Here is a 22,414-nt window from a genome sequence, read left to right as displayed (position 1 = left end):
CGTCATTGCGAGCGGAGCGAAGCAATCCAGGGCAGCGCGGTGCTGCCCTGGATTGCTTCGCTCCGCTCGCAATGACGGGAAATGGGGAAATGCCGACGGCGCGTCGCGTCGAACGGCAGGGACGCGAAGAAGGAATTTCCCGGCATGACCGGCGTGCGCTTGACCACCAATGCCTATCCCCACGACCAGCGATTGCAGGCGTGGCGCTTCGCATTGCAGCGCGTGTCGCTGGAACTCGAATCCGAGAACGAGGACATCTATGGAGACCTCGTCAGCTTCACCAGCGGGCAGAAGATCCAGTTCGTCCGCTGCACCGGCACCGCGCAGGCGATGACCCTCGATTTCCGGCAGGAGGCGCGCTGTTTCTGGCTCGTCCTCCTGCTCGAAGGCCGCATCGCCGCCAGCAGCGGAGACCGCGAGGTCGAGATCGGCGAGGGCGACATGGTCTACGGCGGCGGCGACACCCGCTGCCGCATCGCCATGGAAGGCGATTTCCGCCTGCTCATCGTCAAGGTGCCGCACAGCCTGCCCGCGCTCAAATCCCGCTCGCAGCTGCCGACCGAGATCAGCGACCTCATCGCCGACACCGCCGTCGGCCGCATGATGTCGAGCCTGCTGCGCACCGTCGCCGACACCATCCTCGATATCTCCGACGACCAGATCCGCCCGGTCGAACTGGCCCTGCCCGAGATGATCGCCGCCACCCTGCTCGACCGCGCCCCCGCCAAGCAACTGGGCGGCGCGGCGGGCGGACGCGCGGCGATCCTGGAGCGGGTGTTCCAGTCGATCGAGATGCGGCTCTCCGACCCCAACCTCAACACCCACCAGATCGCCGCCGAGCACAACATCTCGCCGCGCTACCTGCAGAAGCTGTTCGAGAGCCACGGCGAGAGCTTCGGCCATTACGTGAAGCTGCGCAGGCTGGAGCGCTGCCGCCTCGATCTCGGCAGCCCGCTCCATGCGCAGCGTTCGATCTCGGAAATCCTGTTCCAGTGGGGCTTCAACGACAGCGCGTCGTTCTCCCGCGCCTTCCGCGAGCAGTACGGGATGAGCCCGCGCGAGTACCGCAAGTCCCCCGAGATCGCGACGAGCGCGGCCGAAACTCCGCGCCGCGGACGGCCCGAAAAGGCGCGCGACGTGCGCATGGACAACCGCGAGCCGCCCAGCGTCCTCAGCGGCCTGCCCAGCCTCGACGATGCCGCACGATCGCGCCGCCATCACTTCCTGCCCGCACGGCCCGACACGATCCACTGGGGCTATTTCAGCCGTTCGCTGCAACCGGCGCTCGAAGTCCGCTCGGGCGACTACGTGACAATCGAGACGCTCACCCACCACGCCAACGACGATGCCGAACGCATGATCGAGGGCGACGCGGGCGCGGAAGCCGTGTTCCACTGGACCGCCGAGGGCAAGGCGGTGGAACGGCGCGGCGCCGGGCCGTTCGACGCCTCGGCCCTGGGTCGCGGCCCCGGCGAGGGTTTCGGCGTCCACATCTGCACCGGGCCGATCGCGGTCGAGGGCGCCCGCCCCGGCGACGTGATCGAGGTCCGCATCCTCGACATGGAGAACCGCCCCAGCCAGAACCCGCTGTTCGCCGGGCGCGCCTTCGGCTCCAACGTCGCGGCCTACTGGGGCTACCACTACAACGACCTGCTGACCGAGCCCAAGCAGCGCGAGGTCATCACGATCTACGAGATCGACAACGAACCCGGCCGCGCCACCGCGCAGGCGGTCTATTCCTATCGCTGGACCCCGCAGACCGACCCTTCGGGCGTGGTCCACGAGCGCTACGACTATCCCGGCGTGCCGGTCGATCCCGAGACCATCACCCGCAACTTCGACGTGCTGCGCGACGTGACGATCCCGGTGCGCCCGCACTTCGGGGTGATCGCGCTGGCGCCCGCGCATTCGGAACTGATCGATTCGGTGCCGCCCGCCAACTTCGGCGGCAATATCGACAACTGGCGGCTGGGGGCGGGATCAAGCTGCTTCCTGCCGGTGGGGGTGCCGGGCGGGCTGCTGTCGATGGGCGATCCCCATGCCAGCCAGGGCGACAGCGAACTGTGCGGAACGGCCATCGAGTGTTCGATGACAGCGGTGATCCAGGTCATCCTCCACCCCGCCAAGACCAGCCGCAAATACATCCGCGACATCGATTATCCGCTGATCGAAACCAAGGACGAATGGGTGATCCTGGGCTTCTCGCACCCGGAATACCTCAAGGAACTGGGCGCGAACGCACAAAGCGAGGTCTACAAGCAATCGTCGATCGATGCCGCGATGCGCGATGCGTTCCGTAAAGCGCGGCGGTTCCTGATGACCTTGCGCGATCTGACCGAGGACGAGGCGATCTCACTGCTCTCGGTGGGGGTGGATTTCGGGATCAGCCAAGTCGCCAACGGCAACTGGGGCGTGCATGCGGTGATCCGCAAGAGCCTGTTCGCCGCCTGAAGCAGCGACCGTGCGCCCGCATGGGCAGGCGCACGGTCGAGGCGGGGGCGCGCGGCGTCAGCCTTTCGGGGGGACGAGTTCGAGCATCGCCGTGGTCGCCCCGCTGCGGCCGACCCATGCATTGCTGCGGGCAGCATCCTCGCGCAGCCGGGTCATGTTCCTTTGCGCATAACCCTCCGAATTGGCGAAGAGAACGCGCACGATATACTGTTGGTCATGCCCCACCCCGCGCGGCAGCGGGTGAAGCGTGGCGATGCGCTCCACCGCGCGCACCGTTGCGCGGTCGAGGTCGCCGTGACCCGAAGTCTTGTAGAGTTGGACTTGTGAAGGCACGCCGTCTTCGCTGCAATTGAACTTGACGGCGACGATGCCTTCGCTGGCCGGCATCGTGCCCATCGGAGCCGGATACCTGACCTTACGCTCGAATTGTCGGAACACGTTCTCCGACCAGTTCTGGACGCTCGGCGGCGCAATGACGGAAAGCGTATCGGTCTCGGTTTCTGCCCGGCCGCCACTCGGCGCTACGCACAAAGCAAGACCCACGACAGCGGCTGCAACAAACTTCTGCCTGTTCATTGGAGTACCCTCCCAATGCGTCTCACATCGACCTCAGACAAGCAATATATGACGCGTAAGACGCAATTTTACATATTTTCAGGGAAAACGACTCGTTTATTGCGCGAACCCTGGGTGAATATTAAATCAAAATACGCACGCTGAGAGTCGACCAGATCACATAACGCGAATTAGTGTAGATTACTTTGCCTCGACATTGCCGCATATGCCGAGCGCCAGCATCAAAATCGTCATGGTTTCATGTGCATGCCAAGGGCTTGTCAGAAACGCCCTCATCCGAGATTATTTTGCAGCCACTGCCGTCGTCAGATGCATCCAGGTGTCGAATTGCCCTTGGAGCATCGCGAACTCCCCTTTGGCGTAGCCCAAGGCATCCTCTCCCAGCAGCAACACCAGCGGCGGCTCCGGCGCGGCGATGGCCGTCACGATCGCTTGCGCAATCATCACCGGATCGCTCGGTTCCTCGCCGTGATGGCCGGTCAGTACCTGCCGCGCGACGTGCGCAGTCCCGGCATAGTCGGCGATCGAGGGCTCGGCCCCCAGCAGCCGCGAGGCGGCGAACTCGGTACGCATGCCCCCTGGAGCCACGTTGGTCACCCTGATGCCGAGCGGCCCCACCTCCTGAGCCAGCGTCCTCCCGATGCAGTCGAGCGCGAACTTGCTGGCGCCGTAGATGCCGGTGCCGTTCCAGCAGGCCATGCCACTGATCGATCCGACATTGACGATGTGACCGGCCCTTCGCGCCCGCAAATGCGGCAGCGCAGCCTGGATCACTGCCAGCGCCCCCCAGACGTTGACGTCGAACAGCGCCTTCGCGTCGTCGATCGGCGTTTCCTCGATGGCCCCGGTATAGCCGAGGCCTGCGTTATTCACGACCACGTCGAGGCCGCCGGTGCGCTCCTCGGCCGCATCGAACACCGCCTTCACCGCGCCGAGGTCCGTCACGTCGAGGACCATGCCGATGGCCCTCTCCCCCATCGCCTCGAAGGCGGCGACGGCATCGGCGTTGCGCACGGTGCCGACGACGGTATGCCCGGCGTCCAGCGCGACTTGCGCGATGGCGCGTCCGAGCCCGGTGCTGACGCCGGTGATGAACCAGTTGCTCATGTCGAACTCCCTCACGAATACCCGGCGCACCTAGCGCGAGCACGCCGACGCATCTATGCCTCTCGCGCCCGATGCCTTGACCGGCGACAACAGCATGGGCGCAGGGTGACAAGAACCCCGCCGCGCCCCATTCTAGCCTTGGCCAAGATTTACGAGCAGGGGAGCCAGATGATCCAGAGCCAACCGCGTCCCGAGAGCTTCGGCCTCCCGTCCGACACCGGAGGGCGCGACCTCGGCATCTTCATGCCGATGGCGAACGGTGGCTGGATCTTGTCGAAGAACGCGCCCACGCTCGACGGGTCCTACGACTATAACCTCAAGGCCGCGCGGCTGGCCGAGGACATCGGCCTCGATTTCATCATGGCGATGGCCAAGTACCGCGGCTACGGCGGCGAGACGCAGCACTGGAACACATCGCTGGACTCGCCGATGCTGATGGCGGGCCTGGCGCAGGCGACGAGCCGGGTGAAAGTTTGGGCGACCGTCCACACGATCCTGCAGAACCCGGCCGTCACGGCCAAGATGATCGCCACGCTCGACCAGATCAGCCATGGCCGCGCCGGGCTGAACGTGGTGACGGGCTCCTACAAGGGCGAATTCTCGCAGATGGGCGCCTGGCCCGAGGGCGTGGACCACGACGAACGCTATGTCCTCGCCACCGAGTGGATCAGGGGCATCAAGGCGCTGTGGACGCAGGATTCAGTGACGATGGAGGGCAAGTACTTCACCCTCGACGACTGCATGTCGAACCCCAAGCCACAGGCTCCGCCGTTCCTCGTCTGTGCGGGAACCTCGAAAGTCGGCATCGAATTCACGGCCAACGAGATGGACGCGCTGTTCCTTTCGGGCGGCAACGTCGAGGAACTGGCGAAAGCCAGCGCCGACGCCAAGGCGGAGGCGGCCGGTCACGGCGCGAAGATCCGCACGTACTCCATGATGACCGTGGTGTTCGGCGACACTGACGAGGCCGCCGAAGAAACCGCCGCTCATTTCCGTGCCGGATTCGACGAGGAAGCTCTCCACGGTATGATGCGTGCCTACGGCTTCCTCGATAGCGAGATCGGCAAGGAGAACGCCTTCACGCAGAAGGCCCGCTCCACCTTCATGACCCCGCACGTACTGGGCACGCCGGAGACTGTGACGGCGCGCCTGTCGGAGATTTTCGAGATGACCTCGCTCGACGGTCTGATGCTGATCTTCCCGGACTATCACGCCGCGCTGCCCATCTTCGGCGAAAAAGTGCTGCCGACCTTGCGCGAGCGCTTCCCGAGCCGGATGGAACCCGCGCATGGCTGACTTGCCGCACATCGACCCCGCCGGGATGATCGCTCCGGCCCGCACTGCCCTGATCGTGGTGGACGTGCAGGTCGACTTCGCCGCGCCCGAGGGCCTGATCGGTCGCTTCGGCATCGACCTCGCTCCGGCCGAGGCCGCGATCGACCGGATCGAGACGCTCATCGCCGCCGCCCGCACGGCCGGAGCTACGGTAGCGTTCATGCGGGTGATGACGCGCCCCGAAACCGATTCCGAGGCGCTGAAAACGCTGATGGCCCGGCGCGGTACGCCCGGCGAGGAAGGCATCTGCCGGATCGGCAGCGGCGGCGAGGACTACTATCGCCTGTTCCCCCAGCCGGGTGACATCGAGGTGTCCAAGCTGGTCTATTCCAGCTTTCACGGCACCGATCTGGAACAGCAACTTCGCACGCGCGGGATCGACACGTTGGTGATGACCGGCCTCACCACCGAGTGCTGCGTCGATTCCACCACGCGCGATGCCTTCCATCGCGATTTCCATACCTTCGTGGTGTCCGACGCCTGCGCCGCCTATGAACCGGACCTTCACGCCCACGCGCTCAAGGCGCTGGCCGCGAATACCTCGCTGCTGGTGACCACCGACGCGGTCATGGCTGCGTGGAGCGCATGAACACCCTCTCGACGATGCGGGCCATGGATGCCATCTTGCTCCGCGTGGAGAGAAGTGTCGGCACCGCGCTTGTGTCGATACGCATGATTGTACTCAGCCGGTGGGCGGTGCCGAGAAACACCGCCCCCTCCACCCGCCCCGCCACAGGGATCATACCAAGATGAACACCCGTCTGCTCGTCATGATCGTGCTTCAGGCTTTGTGCCTGATGTACTTCCTGCTCTCGGCGGGGACGTTCAACTCGCTGGGCATGGTGCTGCCCTCGATGGTCGAGGCGTTCGGCATGACCTGGGCGCAGGCGGGCTTCGGCTTCACCCTGCTGGGCACAGCCTGCGGGATCGTCAGCCTCGCCCCCGCGCTGACGATCCGCAAGCTCGGCATCGGGCGCACGCTGGCGGCGGGGACGGTGATCCTGTTCGTGGCCTTCTGGCTGCTCTACACCTCGACCGGCGTGATGGGCTACTATCTGGGCACCACGCTGCTCGGCATCGGCTACTGCTTCTGCGGCACCGTGCCTGCCGTGCATATCCTGTCGAGCAGTTTCCGGCGCCGCTCGACGGTGCTGGGACTCTACTTCACGATCGGCAACCTCGGCGCCGTCGCCGGGCCGCTGCTGTGGTACGGATCGCAGAGCGCCGGGTTCGACTGGCGCTTCTACTGGCTGCTCTTCGCCGTGGCCTCGGTCGTCGTGGGGGGCTTTTGCACCCTCACCGCCGGACGCCTCCACATCGCCGCGCCCGAGGAGCACGTCGCGTCCCCGGGTGCACCGGCCGAGTGGACCGTGCGCCGCGCGCTCGGCACCGTGCAGTTCTGGGTGGTGGTCCTCGCCTATACTGCATGCCTTGCGATCAACACCACCACGCACGGTTTCGCCTACCAGCACTTGATGGAGCACGGCATCGCGCAGGACCGAGCCTCGCAGCTCATCAGCCTTGCGGCTCTGGTCTGCGCGATCGGATCGGCACTGGCGGGCATCGCGGGCGAGAAGACCAGCGCGCGGACGTTGACGATGGTTTCGCTGGGGTGCCTGGGAGTCTCCGCCGCCACGCTGGCGATGATCGACGGACCGATCTCGCTGATGCTGTGGATGGTGACGTTCGGCGGTGGGCTGGGCTTCAGCTACGTCAGCACGGTCATGCTGCTGCAGTCCTATTTCGGACAACGCGCTTCGCTGGAACTCTATTCGATCATGATGGCGGTATCGACCTCGGCCGCGATCGGTCCGGCGCTGGGCGGCGCGGTCAAGGACCAGACTGGCAGTTTCTCGGGCATCTTCCTCGGCCTCGCGGTGCTGAGTGCGGTACTGTTCTGCGCTGTCGCGATCCTGCGCAAGCCGGGGGAGCGCGGGGTGCAGGCTGTGCAGGTCGTGGCGGCGGAGTAAGGAACTTTAAATCGTCATTGCGAGCGTAGCGAAGCAATCCAGGGCAGTCTTGAGCCGCCTTGGATTGCTTCGCTGCGCTCGCAATGACGAAGTGCGAGGGTGCGGCAACCCGATGTCTTCGTACTCTACCCGATCTCCAACCTTAGCGGCATCGACGGCGCGGCACCCCTGCGCCCTACCGAGAGCGACGCCGCAGCGTTAGCCAGTCGCAGCGCTGCTTCCAGACCCACGCCCTGATCGATGCAGGCGGCGAGCACGCCGCAGAAGCAGTCCCCGGCGCCGCTGGTATCGACGACCCGCTCGGCCGGAACCGCAGGCACGAACGTCGCACTCTCCACCCCGATCGCCGCTGATCCCAGCGCGCCGAGCGTCACCACAACAGTCTGATCCGGCCGCGCCAGGAGGCGGCGTGCCACGAGCAGATCGTCGAGCGTCTCCGGCTCGCGATCCAGCGCAAGGTAGTCGGCGAACTCAGTCTGGTTGAAGATCATCATGTCCGCCATGCCGAACAGCCGCGCGCCCGCCGGGATGGCCGGAGCGGCGTTGACGATCCTGCGGACATGCGCGGCCGCATCGCTGGCGAACAGCGCGGCGATGGCGTCGATATCGGTTTCCAACTGGACGAGCAGCACCCGCGTCGCCGCGTCGATCGCACCGAGCGCGACCTCGGCGCGTGCCAGGAGGTTGGCCCCGGCCTCGACCGCGATCATGTTGTCGCCGCCGGGTTCGATCAGGATCGTGGCGCGACCGCTGCCCTGCCCTGCCAGCACCTCGACATGCGCGGTATCGACGCCGTCGCGGCCAAGCGCCTCCAGCAGCAGGCGCCCCGCCGCATTGTCGCCGACCGCTCCCGCCATGCGCGTTACCGATCCGAACCGCGCCGAGGCTATCGCCTGGTTGAGCCCCTTGCCGCCGACCGCCTGCGCGCTGTCCTCCACCAGCAGGGTCTGCCCCCAGGCGGCCTTCGCCGGCAGGCGCAGCGCTATGTCGAGATTGAGGGAACCGAAGACCGTGACGCTCATGCTGACTCCCGGATCGGCTCCCTCGCCCTATTTATCAGAACTTGTACCCGACCGAGAAGAGCGCCTGGCGTGGCGGGATGTACGTATCCGAAATCTGCCCGCTGCCGTAAGGGTCGGTGAAGCGCGAGTTGATGCCATTCTTGTCGAACAAGTTGGTCACCGTCGCCGAGACACTGATGCCGGTATCTGCGAAAGCATAGCTCGCGAACAGGTTCACCTGCGAGTAGTCGGGCGTATCGTCCTGTCCCGGCGTGTTGAACACGCGCGACTGGAACTTGCCGCGATAGATGTACTGCGCGCGGGCGGTGAACTCGCCCGGGCCGACTTCGCCCGTCCACGAGATCGCCGCCGATCCCTGCACCGAGGGCATCTTGGGGATCTTGTTGCCATTGATGTTCTCGCGCGCCGCTTCGCGCACCATCGTTGCCGCGTAGAAGTTGCCGAAGAACCCGCCGACGCCGCCATAGCCCGCCGCGACCTGTGCCGCGTCGGCAGCCGTGGCGTTGAGGGCCAGATAGTCCTCGGTGAACTTGCCGTGCAGCAGCGATAGCGAGCCCTCGAACCTCAGGTGCTGCGTGGCGTGCCAGTCCATCTCCAGTTCGGCGCCGTAGACTTCCGCCTTCGGGGCATTGCTGATGCCCTCGCCGAACAGCACCGCGTCCTCCTCGAGGAACTGCAGGTCCTTGTAGAAGTAGTAGAACGCCGAGGCATTGATCTGCAGCGTATCGCCAAAGAAGCGGTTCTTGGAACCGATCTCGATCGAGTCCAAAGTCTCGGGCTTGTAGGTCGGCTTCACGCCGGTTTCCATGCCGAAGATGGCGTAGGAACTGTTCCCGCTCGCCGCCGCGCTGTTGATGCCGCCCGGCTTGAAGCCGCGCGTGTAGCTGGCGTAGACCATGTTGCTGGGGGTCAACTGGTAGTCCAGCGCGAACTTGCCGGTCAGGCGTCCGGTGCTGGTGCCGAGGGTCGGCGCAGGCTGGAGATAGGCCCCCGACGTCTGCCCGCTGGTACCGCCGGACATGCTGTCGCTGACGCCGCTGTACTTGTCGTGGTTGTAGCGGATGCCCGCCGTTACCGTCAGCGCGTTCGTCAGTTCGAGACTGCCTTGTGCATACCCGGCATAGGCCTCGCGGGTGATCGCGGAGAGTTCGGCATAAGTGATCGCTTCGACCAGCGGATCGCTGAACAGAGTTCCCGTGGACAGCGGCGGGTTGAGGCCGTCGCCCTTGTTGTCGCGATATTCGTTGATGTAGTTCTTGTTCTTCGAGCGCAGGTAGACCCCGCCGACGATCCAGCGGAATGGCCCCTCGTTGTCCGAGGCGATGTTGTATTCCTGCGTCCAAGAGGCGGTGTTCTGCTGCCAGGTGGCGATGTGGTCGTAGTTGTAGAAGCCGCCGCTGGCCTGCAGGAACAGTGCCGGGTTCAGCCCGTCGCCGTCCCATGACAGGTCACTGTGCAGCTTCTGGTAGCCGGTTATCGAACTGAACGTCGCGCCGCCGAGATCGAACTTGACCACGCCGTAGTAGAGCTGCGTGCGGATATAGGTCTTGCCCGGGAAATCCTGCGTCAGTTCGCGCGGGTCAGGATTGGGGTCGAGGACGTTCTTCTGCGCGGTCGCGTTCTGGTCACCCTTGTACTGGATGGTCGAGAGCAGCACCGAGACGCGGTCGGTCGGGGTCCACTTGACGGCCAGCTTGCCGCCCCATTCATCGGCGTCGTCGAGTTCGTAACCGGGCTGGCCGGCGACGTCAGTGGCCTTGGCATAGCCGTCATGGCGCAGGCGCTGCCCGGCCGCACGGATCGCCAGCGTATCGGTGATCGGCACATTGATCGCGGCATCCGCCTTGAGCATGTTATAGTTGCCGTAACCGACATTCGCCGAGCCGGACAGCGCCGAGGCGTCGGGCTGCTTCGACACGACGTTGATGGTGCCGCCGGTCGAGCCCTGCCCGTACATCGTGCCCTGCGGGCCGCGCAGTACTTCCACCTGCGCAACGTCGATGAAGGCGGCGTTCGCGGCGATCGAGTTGAAGATGTAGACGCCGTCGACGTGGAACGAGACGCCTGGCTGGGTCGAGGGGTTCTCCGGCGTCTCCGAACCGATGCCGCGGATCGAGATCATCCGCTCGCCGCCGCCGCTCTTGGCGACGACGAGGCCCGGCACGCTGCCGTTGAGCCCGGTGACTTCGGTGATGTTCGCCTTGTTCAGCGTATCGTCGGTGACCGCCGTGACCGACAGCGATGCCTTCTGGAGCGTGACGTTGGTGCGCTCCGCCGAGACGACGATCTCGCCGATCGGACCGCCGCCGCCCTCAGCCGCCGCCGCTGCGGTATCGGCGGCCGCGTCCGCCGCTTCGGCCCGTGCCGAAGCCGGACAAGTCGCTGCCAGCAATGCGAGGACGGAGACGCCGGTAGCGCCCATGAATCGAGCAGTCGTGGTCACAATAACCCCCATCTGTGAAGGCGCACCGCATGGGTACGCGCGTTGGCACCGCCTTTCCGCTGCCGAAGATCCCCATTCCCGAAGGGCCATCGACCGGTGTTCCGGTTCACCCCTGCACTCGTCGCTTGCGCTTTTCCCTGAACCTTTTGTCTGACCCTGCTCCACCGTGAATTGTGGGGCGAGTGGGCCGCCCGTCGAAACTTCGGCGAATCACACGCCGACGCAAGCGACAACTGGCCGCGTGCGCTCGCGATCAAACGGCGGGGCATCATGCGCAAAGAACCGGCCCGCAAGGCGCCCGCGTGATGATGGCCGCGATGCGGATTGCCTCAATTCTCATGAAACCCTGTGCAGTCTGACCCGTTGCCTCTGCCAAGAGCACGGCCAGAGGGGAAGTCAATTGCCGGAATACGCTTCGTGAGCAGCAGGGTACGCCGCCTTTGCGCGGGCTTCGGCATATCATTCCTGGCCTTCGCCCTGACCGCCAACACCCAGCCCTCCCCCGCCGACCAGTTCGGGGACCTTTTCGCCGCGGTGCAGGAAGGCCACGTCTTCGAGGACGGCAAGACGTTCGCCGACGCCGTGCCCAGGCGAGCACCCGACGCGATCATGGCGGAGTACGCGGCGAAGCCGCCGACCTCTCCGACCGACTTGCGCTATTTCGTGCTCGACAACTTCACGGTCCCCGGTGTCAACGACAAGCCGCTGCCCCCCTTGCGCGAACACATAAGGGCATTGTGGCCGCAGCTTTCGCGCGACGCGGTCACGCCGCCGCCCGCAAGTTCGGCGATCGCGCTTCCGTCGCCTTACGTCGTGCCGGGCGGGCGGTTCCGCGAGATCTACTACTGGGATTCCTACTTCACGATGCTGGGCCTCGTCGCCGATGGCCGCGACGATCTGGTCGAGGGGATGATCGACGACTTCGCCAGCCTGATCGAGCGCTTCGGTCACATCCCTAACGGCACCCGCACTTACTACCTCAGCCGTTCGCAGCCGCCGTTCTTCGCTCTCATGCTGGACCTCTCGAAACAGACCGACGGCACCGTCCGCGCCCGGCGTCTCGCGGCCTTGCGCAAGGAGCATGCCTACTGGATGGCCGGCGAAAGCTGTGCCCGTGCGGCGAAAGCGTGCGAGCGGGTGGTGCGCATGCCCGACGGCAGCGTGCTCAACCGCTACTGGGATGACCGCGATACGCCGCGCGACGAATCCTTCGCAGAGGACCGCGCCACCGCTGCCAAGGTCTCCGCACGGCCTGCCGCCGAAGTCTACCGTGACCTGCGGGCGGGCGCGGAAAGCGGGTGGGACTTCAGTTCGCGCTGGCTCTCCGACCCGCAGGACCTGGCGACCATTCGCACCACGCGGGTGGTGCCGGTCGATCTCAACGCTCTGATGTGGGCGATGGAGAAGCGTATCGAGAAAGGCTGCAAACAGGCAGGCGATCAGCCCTGCACGCGCGAATTCTTCCAGCGGGCCGCAGCGCGCAAAGGCGCCATCGACAGATACATGTGGCAGAGCCGCCAGCGGCGGTTCGCCGACTGGCTTCTCGACGAGAGCACGCCAGGCAGCGTCCAGTCGTCCGCCACGCTGTTTCCGCTCTTCGTCGGCATGGCGTCCCCCGCGCAGACCACGGCCATCGCCGCAACCACGCGGCGCACGCTCTTGGGCGAAGGCGGCATCCGAACGACGATCCGACACACCGGCCAACAGTGGGATGCTCCCAACGGCTGGGCACCGCTGCAATGGGTCGCGCTGGAAGGACTCAATCGCAACGGGCAGGAGGCGCTCGCAAAGGACGTCGCCGCGCGCTGGCTTGGCACGGTGAACTGCACGTACCTCGAAACCGGAAAGATGCTGGAGAAATACGATGTAGAAGAGCGCCGCGCGGGCGGCGGCGGCGAGTACCCGTTGCAGGACGGGTTCGGCTGGACAAATGGTGTCACGGCGGCGATTCTCGAACGCTATCCGTCACTTGTACCCGGCACGACTTTGAGGACATGCGCCCCAAACTCCGCCGGTGAACGATAACAGTGGCAATTGCGCCGTTTCGGGACTCGCTGTTCTTTCGTACAGCTTGCAAATGTTATCGTTTACATCTACAAGGCGATTCATGCGTGGTCCTGAGGGGCCTTTTTGTAGCCAGGCGGTGATCTCCTCCCTCCGCCGCCTGTGCCGGACAAGCGCAAAGCCTTCTCGGGTCGCAACCGCAGACGGTAAAAGAGAAACCCCGGGAGCTTCCGCACTCCCGGGGTTTCCGATTCTCAGGCAGCCATATGTGTCAGGCCATTCCCATCCGGCGGAAATCCGGCAGCGCGCCATCGCCGCCAGCAAAGTCGTCGAAGGCATGTTCGGTAACGCGGATGATATGCTTTTCGATGAAGGGCGCGCCTTCCGCGGCCCCGACCTGCGGATGCTTGAGCGCGCATTCCCATTCGAGCACCGCCCAGCCGGCGAAGTCGTACTGCGCCATCTTCGCGAAGATGGCGCCGAAATCGACCTGCCCATCGCCGAGCGAGCGGAACCGGCCCGGACGCTCGACCCAGCCCTGATAGCCGCCATAGACGCCCGCCTTGGGTGAAGGACGGAACTCGGCATCCTTGACGTGGAAGCACTTCACACGCTCGTGATAGACGTCGAGGAAACCCAGGTAGTCCATCTGCTGCAGGACCATGTGGCTGGGGTCGTAGAGGATGTTGGCACGCGGGTGATTGCCGGTCGCCTCGAGGAAGCGCTCGAAGGTTACGCCATCGTGCAGGTCCTCGCCGGGGTGCAGTTCGAAGCCGATGTCCACGCCGCATTCGTCGAAGCGATCAAGGATCGGCTGCCACCGGCGCGCGAGTTCGGCGAAAGCCTCATCGACCAGCGCAGCCGGTCGCTGCGGCCATGCGTAGAAGTATGGCCATGCCAGCGCGCCCGAGAAACTCGCCTGTGTCGTCAGGCCAAGGCGCTCGCTGGCCTTTGCCGCCAGATGCATCTGGTTCACCGCCCATTCCTGCCGCGCGCCCGGATTGCCGCGCACCGCCTCGGGAGCGAAAGCGTCGAACGCCGCATCGTAGGCCGGGTGAACCGCAACGAGCTGGCCCTGGATGTGCGTGGACAGTTCGGTCAGGGCCAGACCATGCTGGCCGAGAATGCCCAGCACCTCGTCGCAGTAGTCCTGGCTCTCCGCCGCCTTCTCGAGGTCGAACAGCCGCGCGTCGTTGCTCGGCACCTGCACGCCCTTGTAACCGAGCGAGGCGGCCCAGGCAGCAATCGAATCGAGCGAATTGAACGGCTCGTCGTTACCGGCGAACTGGGCAAGGAAGATGCCCGGCCCCTTGATGGTCTTCATGTCCTGCGAACCTCTTTTCTCGTATCAGACCGTGAAATCGACCCAGCCCCGCTCGTCCCGGCTAGCGGCGACGGCAGCGGCAACGAGTGCCATTCCGCGCAAACCATCCTCGACGCCCGGAACGAGTGACCCCGCCTGCCCGCGCAACTGCATTGCAAAGTCCCGATAGAGATTGGCGAGCGATTCGAGGAGCCCTTCCGGGTGACCACCGGGCAGGCGCGTCCCGCGCCGGGCCACTTCGGACAGCGACGGGTCGCCTGCACGCACGATTTCCATGCCTCCGTCACCGCGCAGCCATTCGAGGCGGTTCGGGTTCTCCTGGCTCCAGCGACAGGCGCCCGTCTCGCCGTAGATGCGGATGGCGAGGTCGTTGCCTTCACCCGTCATGATCTGCGAGGCCATGAGCAAGCCCCGTGCCCCGCTCTCGAAGCGCAGGAACATCTGGCAATCGTCGTCGAGCAGACGGCCCGGCACTACGCTGCCAAGGTCCGCATTGATGCGGTTCACCCGCAGGCCGGTGACGAACTCGGCAAGGTGGAAGGCGTGGACGCCGATGTCGGCGATGCATCCGCCCTCACCTGAACGCGCCGGGTCGAGGCGCCATTCCGCCTGCTTGCCCTCGCCTTCTCCAGCGAGCCAGCCCTGGTTGTATTCGACCACGACCTTGCGCACCGCCCCGATTGCACCGGCAGCGATACGCTCGCGCATCTCACGCACCAGCGGATAACCCGAATAGGTATAAGTCAGCCCGTAAGGCACCGGGGTTGCAGCAAGCAGCGTCGCCAGTTCACGCGCTTCGGCCAGCGTCGCGGTCATCGGTTTGTCGCTCATCACCGCGACCCCTGCGGCAATCGCCGCGCGGGCAGCGGGCAGGTGATGGAAGTTCGGCGAGGCGATGGTGACGAACTGGATTCCATCCTCCCGCTGCGCCTCCGCCTCCAGCATCGCCTCGACCGAGGGATAGGCGCGTTCGGGCGCAATGCCGTAGCCGCATCCGGCTTCCGCGCTACGCTGCGCATCGCGGCTGAAGGCTCCGGCCACCAGCGCGATCTCTCCGTCGAGTTCCGCCGCGATTCGGTGGACCGGGCCGATGAAGGAGCCCGGACCACCGCCGATCAGGCCCATGCGAATGCGATCAGACACAACGTTCCTTTCCCGTATGCAGGCTCGGTTTGCCCGCTTAATGAAAACGATACCACAGATCGTTTACGCGGAAATCCGCCATTCACGCAAGCCCGGCTCACCCATCGCTTGACAACATGCGAGAATTGGGCCTTTTTAATGAAAGAAAAGGTTTACATTGAGGGTGCGCGGCAATGGCCGGTGCGCCGTCGCAGGCTGAGGTATCTATCTAAATGCTGTCGTTCGGCGTCGATCTCATCACGTTCTTCCATCCCGGTTTCTGGGGGATGGCGAATGAGCAGGAGGTCATCACCTTCGGCCGTGAACAACCGCGCGCGTTCTGGGACCGCATGCTCGATACGCTGCAGGAAAGCGGCGTCACCGGCATCGAACTGACCTTCGATCCCTTCGGTCCTTCCAGCCTGATTGCGGCCTATGGCTCGATCGAAGCAGCCAAGGATGAACTGGACCGTCGCGGCCTCACCATCGCCAGCGGCTTCTTCGCCGACGTCGCCATCGAGGGCGGCGTGGGCGATGCACAAACCGAGGCCCGCTGGCTGGACAGCGCCGCAGAATCGGCGAAGGCGCTTGCCGCCTGGGGCTCGGACATCATGGTCATGGGCCTGCCCATGCGCACCAGCTGGGACGCCGAGCCGCCTGTCTTCGTCGACATGGAATTCGCCCGCAAGGCGGCGGACTTCTGCAACCGTCTCGGCGCGCTGACGCTGCGGCACGGGGTGCGCCTCGCGCTCCATACCGAGGCCCACTCCACCTTCTGTCAGCCGCGCGATATCGACCTGCTGCTGATGCTGACCGATCCGGTCTACGTCGGCTTCTGCCCTGACAGCGCACACATCCTGCTTTCGGGCGGCGATCCGGTATCCGTCGTCGCGCGTCATATCGAGCGTGTCGTCACCGCGCACTGGAAGGACGCCAAGAGCGCGATGCCGATCAACATCCCGATCGATCACGGCATCCATCACGCCCACCGCGAATATTTCTGCGCGATCGGCGAAGGCACCGTGGATTTCGACGGCTGGGCCAAGCTCATGCTATCCAAGGCCGACCAGAAGTGGGCCATCCTGGAGATCGACGCCGTGCCGGATCCTCTGACTGAAACCCGCAAGTCGCTGGCTTTCGCCGGCGAAGTGCTGGACCGCCTTTCCAACGAGACCGCTGCGTGAACGCCGCGCTGACCTGGCGCGAGAAGCTCAGCTACGCGCTGGGCAATTTCGGCATCAACCTGCCGTTCGGCATGACCAATGCCTACCTGCTCTACTTCTACACCGACGTCTACGGCGTCAGCGCGGGCACCGTCGCCTCGCTGTTCCTGATCGCGCGCTGCGTGGATGCCGTGTTCGATCCGATGATGGGCCTGCTGATCGATCGCACCGAAACCCGCTGGGGCAAGCATCGACCGTTCCTCCTCTGGCTCGCCGTGCCCTTCGCGGTCTGCGGCGCCATCGTGTTCTGGGCACCGCCGCTGGAGGGCTGGCAGAAGATCGCCTTCATCTTCGCCACCTATACGCTGATGGGCATTCTCTATTCCGCCGTCAGCCTGCCGCTGAATTCCATGCTGCCGACGCTGACCCGCGATCCCAAGCAGCGCAACACCGTCAACGCCCTGCGCGAGTTCATCGGTTCCTCGGCCACGGTCGGCATCGGCTACGCCGCGCTGCCGCTGGTCAAGACTTTCAGTAATGGGGACGAGGCGCACGGATTTCTAGTCCTCGCCGCGATCACCGGCGCGATCACGCTGGTCTGCATGCTCAATGCCTTCGCCAACACGCGCGAGCGGGTCGAGGTGGACCATTCCGTCGCCAAACTCACCACCGCGCAGTCGCTGCAGGCGACGAAGGGCAACTGGCCCTGGATCGCGACGATGCTGGTGAACTTCTTCTTCTGGATCGGCTTTACCGGCCATATCCAGTCCTTCGTCTACTTCGCGCAGAGCGTGCTGGGCGAGGCGGAGTTCACCTCCACCCTTATGCTGACGATGCTGGCCGTTCTGGTCGGCACCGGCCTTGCGGGCGTATGCGCCAACGCCATCGGCAAACGCATGACCGGCGCGATCGGAGCCTCGGTCGCCACCGTCTTCACCGCGATCATGCCGCTGTCGAACGACCACACCTGGCTGATCGCGACCAACTGCGTGGCCTACATCGGACAGGGCCTGATCGGCGGACTGCTGTTCTCGCTCATGGCCGACGCGGTGGACTACGGCGCGTGGAAGTCGGGCTACCGCGCGCAGGGCTTCCTGTTCGCCGCTTCCAGTTTCGGCGTGAAGCTGGGCATGAGCGTTGGCGGTGCGGCAGGCGCGTGGTTCCTCAGCCTTGCCGCCTACGACGCCAAGGCGCCCGTCACGCCCGAGGTGGTCACCGCCGTCATGGCCGGGCACGTCTGGCTGCCTGCCGCCAGCTATGTGGCGATGGGCCTCTCGCTCATCCTGTTCCGCTTCCTTCCTGCCTACAAGAACGCTTGAGAGCCCCGAGCATGCGCACTGAGTTCGATTACATCATCGTCGGCGCGGGCAGCGCCGGTTGCGTCCTCGCCGAGCGCCTGAGCGCCGATGGCAAAAGCCAGGTGCTCCTCCTCGAAGCGGGTGGCCGTAACGAGGAACTGATGGTCCGCATGCCGCGCGGCATGATCAAGATCTGGACCAAGCCCAAGTGGTACTGGCCCTTCCCCGCCGAGCAGCAGGGGACACGCCCCGCCGGCGAAACCTGGTTCTACGGCAAGGGCCTCGGCGGTTCGAGCGCGGTCAACGGCACGTGGTACTTTCGCGGCCAGCCCCGCGACTACGACGCATGGGAAGCGCAGGGCAATCCCGGCTGGAACTGGGCCGAGATCGAGCGCTGCTACGAGGAACTCGAAGACTACCACGGCAAAAGCTACGGCCGCCGCGGCAAGCGTGGTCCGCTCGAAGTTACCGAAGTGCCGGAGGGCGACCCGGTCCTGACCGGCGCGATCCTGCAGGCGGCGCGCGCGGCAGGCATTCCCGTCCTAGACGACGTCAATACGCCCGGCACCGAAGTCGCGGGCCGCACGCAGCAGACCGTGGACCCGCGCGGCAACCGTGTTACCGCCTATACCGCCTTCCTCAAGACGGCGGCCAAGCGCCCCAACCTCACCATCCTGACCGGCGCGCTGGTCCGCCGCGTTACGTTCGCGGGCAAGCAGGCCACCGGCGTCCTCGCCGAAATCGAGGGTCAGGATGTTGCCTTCACCGCAGGCCGCACGATCCTGACGGCGGGCGTGCTGCAGACCCCCAAGTTGCTCCAGCTTTCCGGCATCGGCCCCGCCGACGTTCTCGCCCGCCACGGCATCGAGGTGGTGCACGAAAACCCGCACGTCGGCCGCAACATGAACGAGCACATGATGGTCGCCCTGTCATGGCGGCTGAACAAGGCGCGTGGCCTCAATCACGAGTTCCGGGGCTGGCGCGCCTACTGGCATGGCCTGCGCTACATCCTTACCGGCAAGGGTCTGATGGCCTCGCTGCTGCCGGAAGTCTCGGTCATGGCCTCGCTGGAGGCGGACAAGGACTGGCCCGACCTGCAACTCGGCATCTCGCCCTACTCGATGGCCGCCTCCGAGGACGACAAGCCCGAGGCCGGGCGCGGCCAGACCGAGGCGGTCCCCGGGATCACCGCCACCGCCTTCTGCCTGCGCCCCAATAGCCACGGCTACGTCGAACTCGCGAGCACCGACCCGGCCGCGCCGCCACGTCTGGTCCCCAACTGGTTCGCCGCGCCCGAGGACCGCGCCACGATCCTGCGCGCGATCCGCAAGGTGCGCGAGATCATGGCCCAGCCCGCCCTCGCCCCCTACATCGGCGCCGAAACCGTGCCCGGCCCCTCCGTCCAGACCGACGAGGAGATCCAGCAGGCTGCGAACTGGATGGTTTCGACCGGCCTCCACGGCACCGGCACCTGCCGCATGGGCTCGGCCGAAGAGGGTGTCGTCGATGCGGGCCTTCGGGTCCATGGCGTCTCCGGCCTTTACGTGGCCGACTGCTCGGCGATGCCGACCGGCATCTCGGGCAACACCAACGGCCCGGCGATGGCCTTTGCGTGGCGCGCGGCGGAGGTGATTGCGGCGGCGTGACGAAAGTTGCGCATCGCGCAACTTCGCTTGCTCCGCCCCTCGCGGCTATGTAACGTTTACATCCAATGGCGAACATCAAGGACATCGCCCGCGTCGCGGGAGTATCGGTAGCGACAGTGTCGCGCGCGCTCAGCACGCCCTCGCTGGTACGCCCGGCAACGATCGAACGGATAGAGGCGGCCATCGCCGACCTTAACTACGAGCCTAACCACCTGGCCGCAGGCCTGCGCCGCCAGCGCAGCGACAACGTGATCGTCGCGGTGCCCAGCATCTACAACCCGTTCACCTCAGCCTTCGTCGAGGGGATCGAGAACGTCGCGCGCGCCAACAAGATGCGCGTGCTGCTCGGCATCACCGAGGGTGACGTCGATGCGCTCAACAAGTTCACCTCGATGATCGCGGGCAAGCAGGCCGACGGGCTCATCCTGCTGGAAAAGAACCTCCCCGACATCGTCCTCAATCCCCCGGCCAAGAGCAAGCTGCCGCCGATGGTCGCGGCTTGCGAGTATCCGCCCGACCTCAACCTGCCGCGCGTGCGCACCGACAACCATGAGGCCAGCGCCCTCATCGTCGGCCATCTGGCGGAACTGGGGCACCAGCGCATTGCCGCGATCACCGGGCCGCTCGACCAGTTCATGTCGATGGACCGTCTTTCCGGCTACAAGCTGGGCCTTTTGCGCGCGCGGATCGAGTTCGACGAAGCGCTGGTGGCGCGCGGCGATTTCTCGCTCCAGTCGGGCTACGATGCGATGGTGCGCCTGCTCGACAGCGGCGCGGAGTTCACCGCCGTCGCCTGCGCCAACGACGAGATGGCCATGGGCGCGATGAGCGCGCTGCATCAGCGCGGCATTTCCGTGCCGGACGAGATGTCGGTGGCGGGTTTCGACGACTTGCGTTTCGGCGCCTTCGCCATCCCGCCGCTGACCACGGTGCACATCCCCACGGTGGAGATCGGCGAGGCGGCGATGCGGCTGATGCTGGATTCGCTCCTGCAGCAGGACCAGGGAGGCCCCGCGCGCGAGGTGGTGCTGCCGCACCGCCTGATCGTGCGCCAGTCGACGGCGGCGCCAAGGAAAAAACGCAAGAAGGCCTGAATCCTCCACGAGTCAAAGTCAGGGAGGAATTTGCACCCACCATTCGTCATTGCGAGCGCAGTGAAGCAATCCAGGGCCGCGCAAGACCGCCCTGGATTGCTTCACTGCGCTCGCAATGACGAGGATGTGCAGAAACGCCCGCTGGCGAGTGCGGGTCATTACGCCGGGGAAATCAACGCAACCGAGATGAACATCGGGTCGGCGTCGGGAGCGTCCAAGCAGGGACGCGGGGTTTTGTGTTCCGTGAAGCTCTGGCGAGCGGCCGGGTAACTCACGGTGCAGCCCGGCTCGACCTGTATTTCATCGGAAAGTCCCATGTGGCCGTCGTTAGGGCTCGCAGCGTTATCGGCCGATGGTTGTCCGGCGGGGACATCCGGTGTCCTGCGTCAAGTCGCAGGAGCGGGCGGATGACGCTTTCCGGGAACTCAGGGACAGTCCGGGTCTTCGAACGGACGCGTGGGTTGCGTAGCTACGGCTTGAAACCGCATCCCGGCCCACGACGCCGACCCGATACACCTCTCCGGCGTGATCATCGCCGGATCGGATGCTGGGGCTTATAACCTATTTGGATATATTTGTCAATCGTGACTCAACCTCCCGCGCAACCGCGATCAAGCGCCGATCGTCATAGCGCGGTGCCACCAGCGAGACGCCGATGGGCATTCCGCCCTCGCCTGTCGCCAGTGGAAGGTTGACGACAGGCGCATGCAGCAAAGTCCAGGGCTGGTTGAACCGGGGTTCCCCCGGCGAACGGCCGAGCGGAGCGATGCCCGGCGCGCTCGGCGCCAGCACGGCGTCGAGTCCGGCGATCGCCCGCTCGAACCCCACCCGTGCCGCCGCCGCACGGTCATGCGCCTCGCGCAGCCGGGCGTCGGGATATGTCGCCAGGGCATCGACCCGAAGATGGAAATCGGGATGCAGCAGGTCGGGCCGTGCGCGTGCAAGGCTCAGGAAAGCGGCCGCGCCCTCGCGGAACAGGATCGCGCGGTGATCGTCGTTGAGGTGCTTGAACTCGGGCAGCGTGGCGATCTCGACGACGTCGATCCCGGCCCCCGTCATGGCGGCGGCGATACCGTCGAAAGCGGCTTGGCCATCGGGCGTCATTTCATCCCACCAGGGGGTGCGGAACACGCCGATGCGCAAGGTCCGGCCTTCGACGTGCGTACTGGGCGCGAAGCCGTAGATTTCGCAGACCCGGTCGATCAGGTCGAGGTCCTGCGCGTACCAGCCCACGGTATCGAGGCTATTGGCATAGGTCTTCACGCCTTCCCGGCTGACGAGACCCCAACTCGGCTTGAAGCCATGGATGCCGCAGAAGCTGGCGGGGCGGATCGTCGAGCCGCCGGTCTGCGTCGCCAGCGCCAGCGGCACATGCCCGTCCGCCACCGCCGCCGCCGACCCGGCCGAGGAACCGCCCGGCGTGCGCGCACAATCATGCGGATTGGCGCTGGCGGCATTGCGCCCGGCGGCCGCGAACTCGGTGGTGTCGGTCTTGCCCAGGATCACCGCGCCTGCCGCCCGCAAGGTGGCGACGCAGGGGGCGTCCTCGGCAGGCACGAAGCCGGAGAACAACGGCGAATTGTGCGTGAGCGGCATCCCCGCCACCGCGATCACGTCCTTCACGCCCACGCAAATCCCGTGGAGCGGCCCCGGTTCGCCCGCATCCAGTGCCCTCGCCGCAGCCAGCGCCCCGGTATCGTCCACGTGCAGCCACGCCCGGGCCTGCGCATCGCGCGCGCCGATACGCTGCAATGCAGCATGGACATTGGCCACGGCAGGGGCGTAGGGGGTCTGGACCATGGAAATTCGGCTCCCGAGCAGGCGGCGCCATAGCGCCATATCTCACGATTGTGACTTCC

The 22,414-nt window shown here is 65.6% G+C and carries 16 protein-coding genes; 9 read left to right on the top strand and 7 right to left on the bottom strand.

From position 1 onward, the window contains the following. Nucleotides 1-144 precede the first annotated feature (144 nt). Nucleotides 145-2,451, top strand: a complete 2,307-nt coding sequence (locus PKE80_RS12925; protein ID WP_271182808.1) for an acetamidase/formamidase family protein — start codon at nt 145-147, stop codon at nt 2,449-2,451. Between the two features lie 57 nt (nt 2,452-2,508). Here the strand turns inward: PKE80_RS12925 and PKE80_RS12920 are convergent, their stop codons facing one another. Beyond that, nucleotides 2,509-3,027, bottom strand: coding sequence for an energy transducer TonB family protein (locus PKE80_RS12920; protein WP_271182807.1), 519 nt, complete (start codon nt 3,025-3,027; stop codon nt 2,509-2,511). Nucleotides 3,028-3,309: 282 nt separating this feature from the next. After that, on the bottom strand, nt 3,310-4,134 hold the full coding sequence (locus PKE80_RS12915) for an oxidoreductase (RefSeq protein ID WP_271182806.1): 825 nt from the start codon (nt 4,132-4,134) through the stop codon (nt 3,310-3,312). A gap of 168 nt (nt 4,135-4,302) precedes the next feature. Here PKE80_RS12915 and PKE80_RS12910 point away from each other — a divergent pair, with 168 nt between their 5' ends. From PKE80_RS12910 to PKE80_RS12900, 3 genes are all read left to right on the top strand, one after another. Next, on the top strand, nt 4,303-5,430 hold the full coding sequence (locus PKE80_RS12910; RefSeq protein ID WP_271182805.1) for an LLM class flavin-dependent oxidoreductase: 1,128 nt from the start codon (nt 4,303-4,305) through the stop codon (nt 5,428-5,430). Then, nucleotides 5,423-6,058, top strand: coding sequence for a cysteine hydrolase family protein (locus PKE80_RS12905; RefSeq protein ID WP_271182804.1), 636 nt, complete (start codon nt 5,423-5,425; stop codon nt 6,056-6,058). The genes PKE80_RS12910 and PKE80_RS12905 overlap by 8 nt, the downstream gene beginning before the upstream one ends. Nucleotides 6,059-6,218: 160 nt before the next feature. Beyond that, on the top strand, nt 6,219-7,439 hold the full coding sequence (locus tag PKE80_RS12900) for an MFS transporter (RefSeq protein ID WP_271182803.1): 1,221 nt from the start codon (nt 6,219-6,221) through the stop codon (nt 7,437-7,439). A gap of 125 nt (nt 7,440-7,564) precedes the next feature. Here the strand turns inward: PKE80_RS12900 and PKE80_RS12895 are convergent, their stop codons facing one another. Continuing rightward, a complete protein-coding gene (locus PKE80_RS12895) occupies nt 7,565-8,461 on the bottom strand; it encodes a ribokinase (RefSeq protein ID WP_271182802.1) in 897 nt (298 codons plus the stop codon). 34 nt (nt 8,462-8,495) lie between these two features. Continuing rightward, nucleotides 8,496-10,904, bottom strand: a complete 2,409-nt coding sequence (locus PKE80_RS12890) for a TonB-dependent receptor (protein ID WP_271182801.1) — start codon at nt 10,902-10,904, stop codon at nt 8,496-8,498. Nucleotides 10,905-11,321: 417 nt separating this feature from the next. Here PKE80_RS12890 and treF point away from each other — a divergent pair, with 417 nt between their 5' ends. Further along, nucleotides 11,322-12,929 carry an alpha,alpha-trehalase TreF gene (gene treF, locus PKE80_RS12885; protein WP_271182800.1) on the top strand — a complete coding sequence of 536 codons (1,608 nt, stop codon included), beginning with the start codon at nt 11,322-11,324 and terminating at the stop codon, nt 12,927-12,929. A 250-nt stretch (nt 12,930-13,179) separates the two neighbouring features. On the opposite strand, the gene PKE80_RS12880 is transcribed toward treF, so the two are convergent. Continuing rightward, nucleotides 13,180-14,232, bottom strand: coding sequence for a sugar phosphate isomerase/epimerase family protein (locus PKE80_RS12880; RefSeq protein WP_271182799.1), 1,053 nt, complete (start codon nt 14,230-14,232; stop codon nt 13,180-13,182). Between the two features lie 24 nt (nt 14,233-14,256). After that, nucleotides 14,257-15,375 (bottom strand): Gfo/Idh/MocA family protein, encoded by a 1,119-nt coding sequence (locus tag PKE80_RS12875; protein ID WP_271182798.1) that lies wholly within the window; start codon nt 15,373-15,375, stop codon nt 14,257-14,259. Between the two features lie 212 nt (nt 15,376-15,587). On the opposite strand from PKE80_RS12875, the gene PKE80_RS12870 reads away from it, so the two are divergent. The 4 genes from PKE80_RS12870 to PKE80_RS12855 all read left to right on the top strand — a co-directional run bounded on the left by PKE80_RS12870 (nt 15,588) and on the right by PKE80_RS12855 (nt 20,555). Continuing rightward, a complete protein-coding gene (locus PKE80_RS12870) occupies nt 15,588-16,538 on the top strand; it encodes a sugar phosphate isomerase/epimerase family protein (RefSeq protein WP_271182797.1) in 951 nt (316 codons plus the stop codon). Beyond that, on the top strand, nt 16,535-17,836 hold the full coding sequence (locus tag PKE80_RS12865) for an MFS transporter (protein ID WP_271182796.1): 1,302 nt from the start codon (nt 16,535-16,537) through the stop codon (nt 17,834-17,836). The genes PKE80_RS12870 and PKE80_RS12865 overlap by 4 nt, the downstream gene beginning before the upstream one ends. Before the next feature lie 11 nt (nt 17,837-17,847). Beyond that, the gene (locus PKE80_RS12860) at nt 17,848-19,461 is read left to right on the top strand and encodes a GMC family oxidoreductase (protein WP_271182795.1); all 1,614 of its coding nucleotides are present in this window, start codon (nt 17,848-17,850) and stop codon (nt 19,459-19,461) included. A 65-nt stretch (nt 19,462-19,526) separates the two neighbouring features. Next, entirely contained in the window at nt 19,527-20,555 is a 1,029-nt protein-coding gene (locus tag PKE80_RS12855; protein WP_271182794.1) for a LacI family DNA-binding transcriptional regulator, read from the top strand. 561 nt (nt 20,556-21,116) lie between these two features. Here PKE80_RS12855 and PKE80_RS12850 read toward each other — a convergent pair. After that, nucleotides 21,117-22,355, bottom strand: a complete 1,239-nt coding sequence (locus tag PKE80_RS12850) for an amidase (protein WP_271182793.1) — start codon at nt 22,353-22,355, stop codon at nt 21,117-21,119. Nucleotides 22,356-22,414 lie beyond the last annotated feature (59 nt).

The organism is Novosphingobium resinovorum (assembly GCF_027922145.1).
Taxonomy (GTDB): Bacteria; Pseudomonadota; Alphaproteobacteria; order Sphingomonadales; family Sphingomonadaceae; genus Novosphingobium; species Novosphingobium resinovorum.
This window is presented reverse-complemented; position numbering and strand designations above follow the sequence as displayed.

Coding starts and splice junctions, on each gene's coding strand:
- PKE80_RS12925 (WP_271182808.1), top strand. CDS start 145: ATGACCGGCGTGCGCTTGACCACCAATGCCTATCCCCACGACCAGCGA.
- PKE80_RS12920 (WP_271182807.1), bottom strand. CDS start 3,027: ATGAACAGGCAGAAGTTTGTTGCAGCCGCTGTCGTGGGTCTTGCTTTG.
- PKE80_RS12915 (WP_271182806.1), bottom strand. CDS start 4,134: ATGAGCAACTGGTTCATCACCGGCGTCAGCACCGGGCTCGGACGCGCC.
- PKE80_RS12910 (WP_271182805.1), top strand. CDS start 4,303: ATGATCCAGAGCCAACCGCGTCCCGAGAGCTTCGGCCTCCCGTCCGAC.
- PKE80_RS12905 (WP_271182804.1), top strand. CDS start 5,423: ATGGCTGACTTGCCGCACATCGACCCCGCCGGGATGATCGCTCCGGCC.
- PKE80_RS12900 (WP_271182803.1), top strand. CDS start 6,219: ATGAACACCCGTCTGCTCGTCATGATCGTGCTTCAGGCTTTGTGCCTG.
- PKE80_RS12895 (WP_271182802.1), bottom strand. CDS start 8,461: ATGAGCGTCACGGTCTTCGGTTCCCTCAATCTCGACATAGCGCTGCGC.
- PKE80_RS12880 (WP_271182799.1), bottom strand. CDS start 14,232: ATGAAGACCATCAAGGGGCCGGGCATCTTCCTTGCCCAGTTCGCCGGT.
- PKE80_RS12870 (WP_271182797.1), top strand. CDS start 15,588: ATGCTGTCGTTCGGCGTCGATCTCATCACGTTCTTCCATCCCGGTTTC.
- PKE80_RS12860 (WP_271182795.1), top strand. CDS start 17,848: ATGCGCACTGAGTTCGATTACATCATCGTCGGCGCGGGCAGCGCCGGT.
- PKE80_RS12855 (WP_271182794.1), top strand. CDS start 19,527: ATGGCGAACATCAAGGACATCGCCCGCGTCGCGGGAGTATCGGTAGCG.
- PKE80_RS12850 (WP_271182793.1), bottom strand. CDS start 22,355: ATGGTCCAGACCCCCTACGCCCCTGCCGTGGCCAATGTCCATGCTGCA.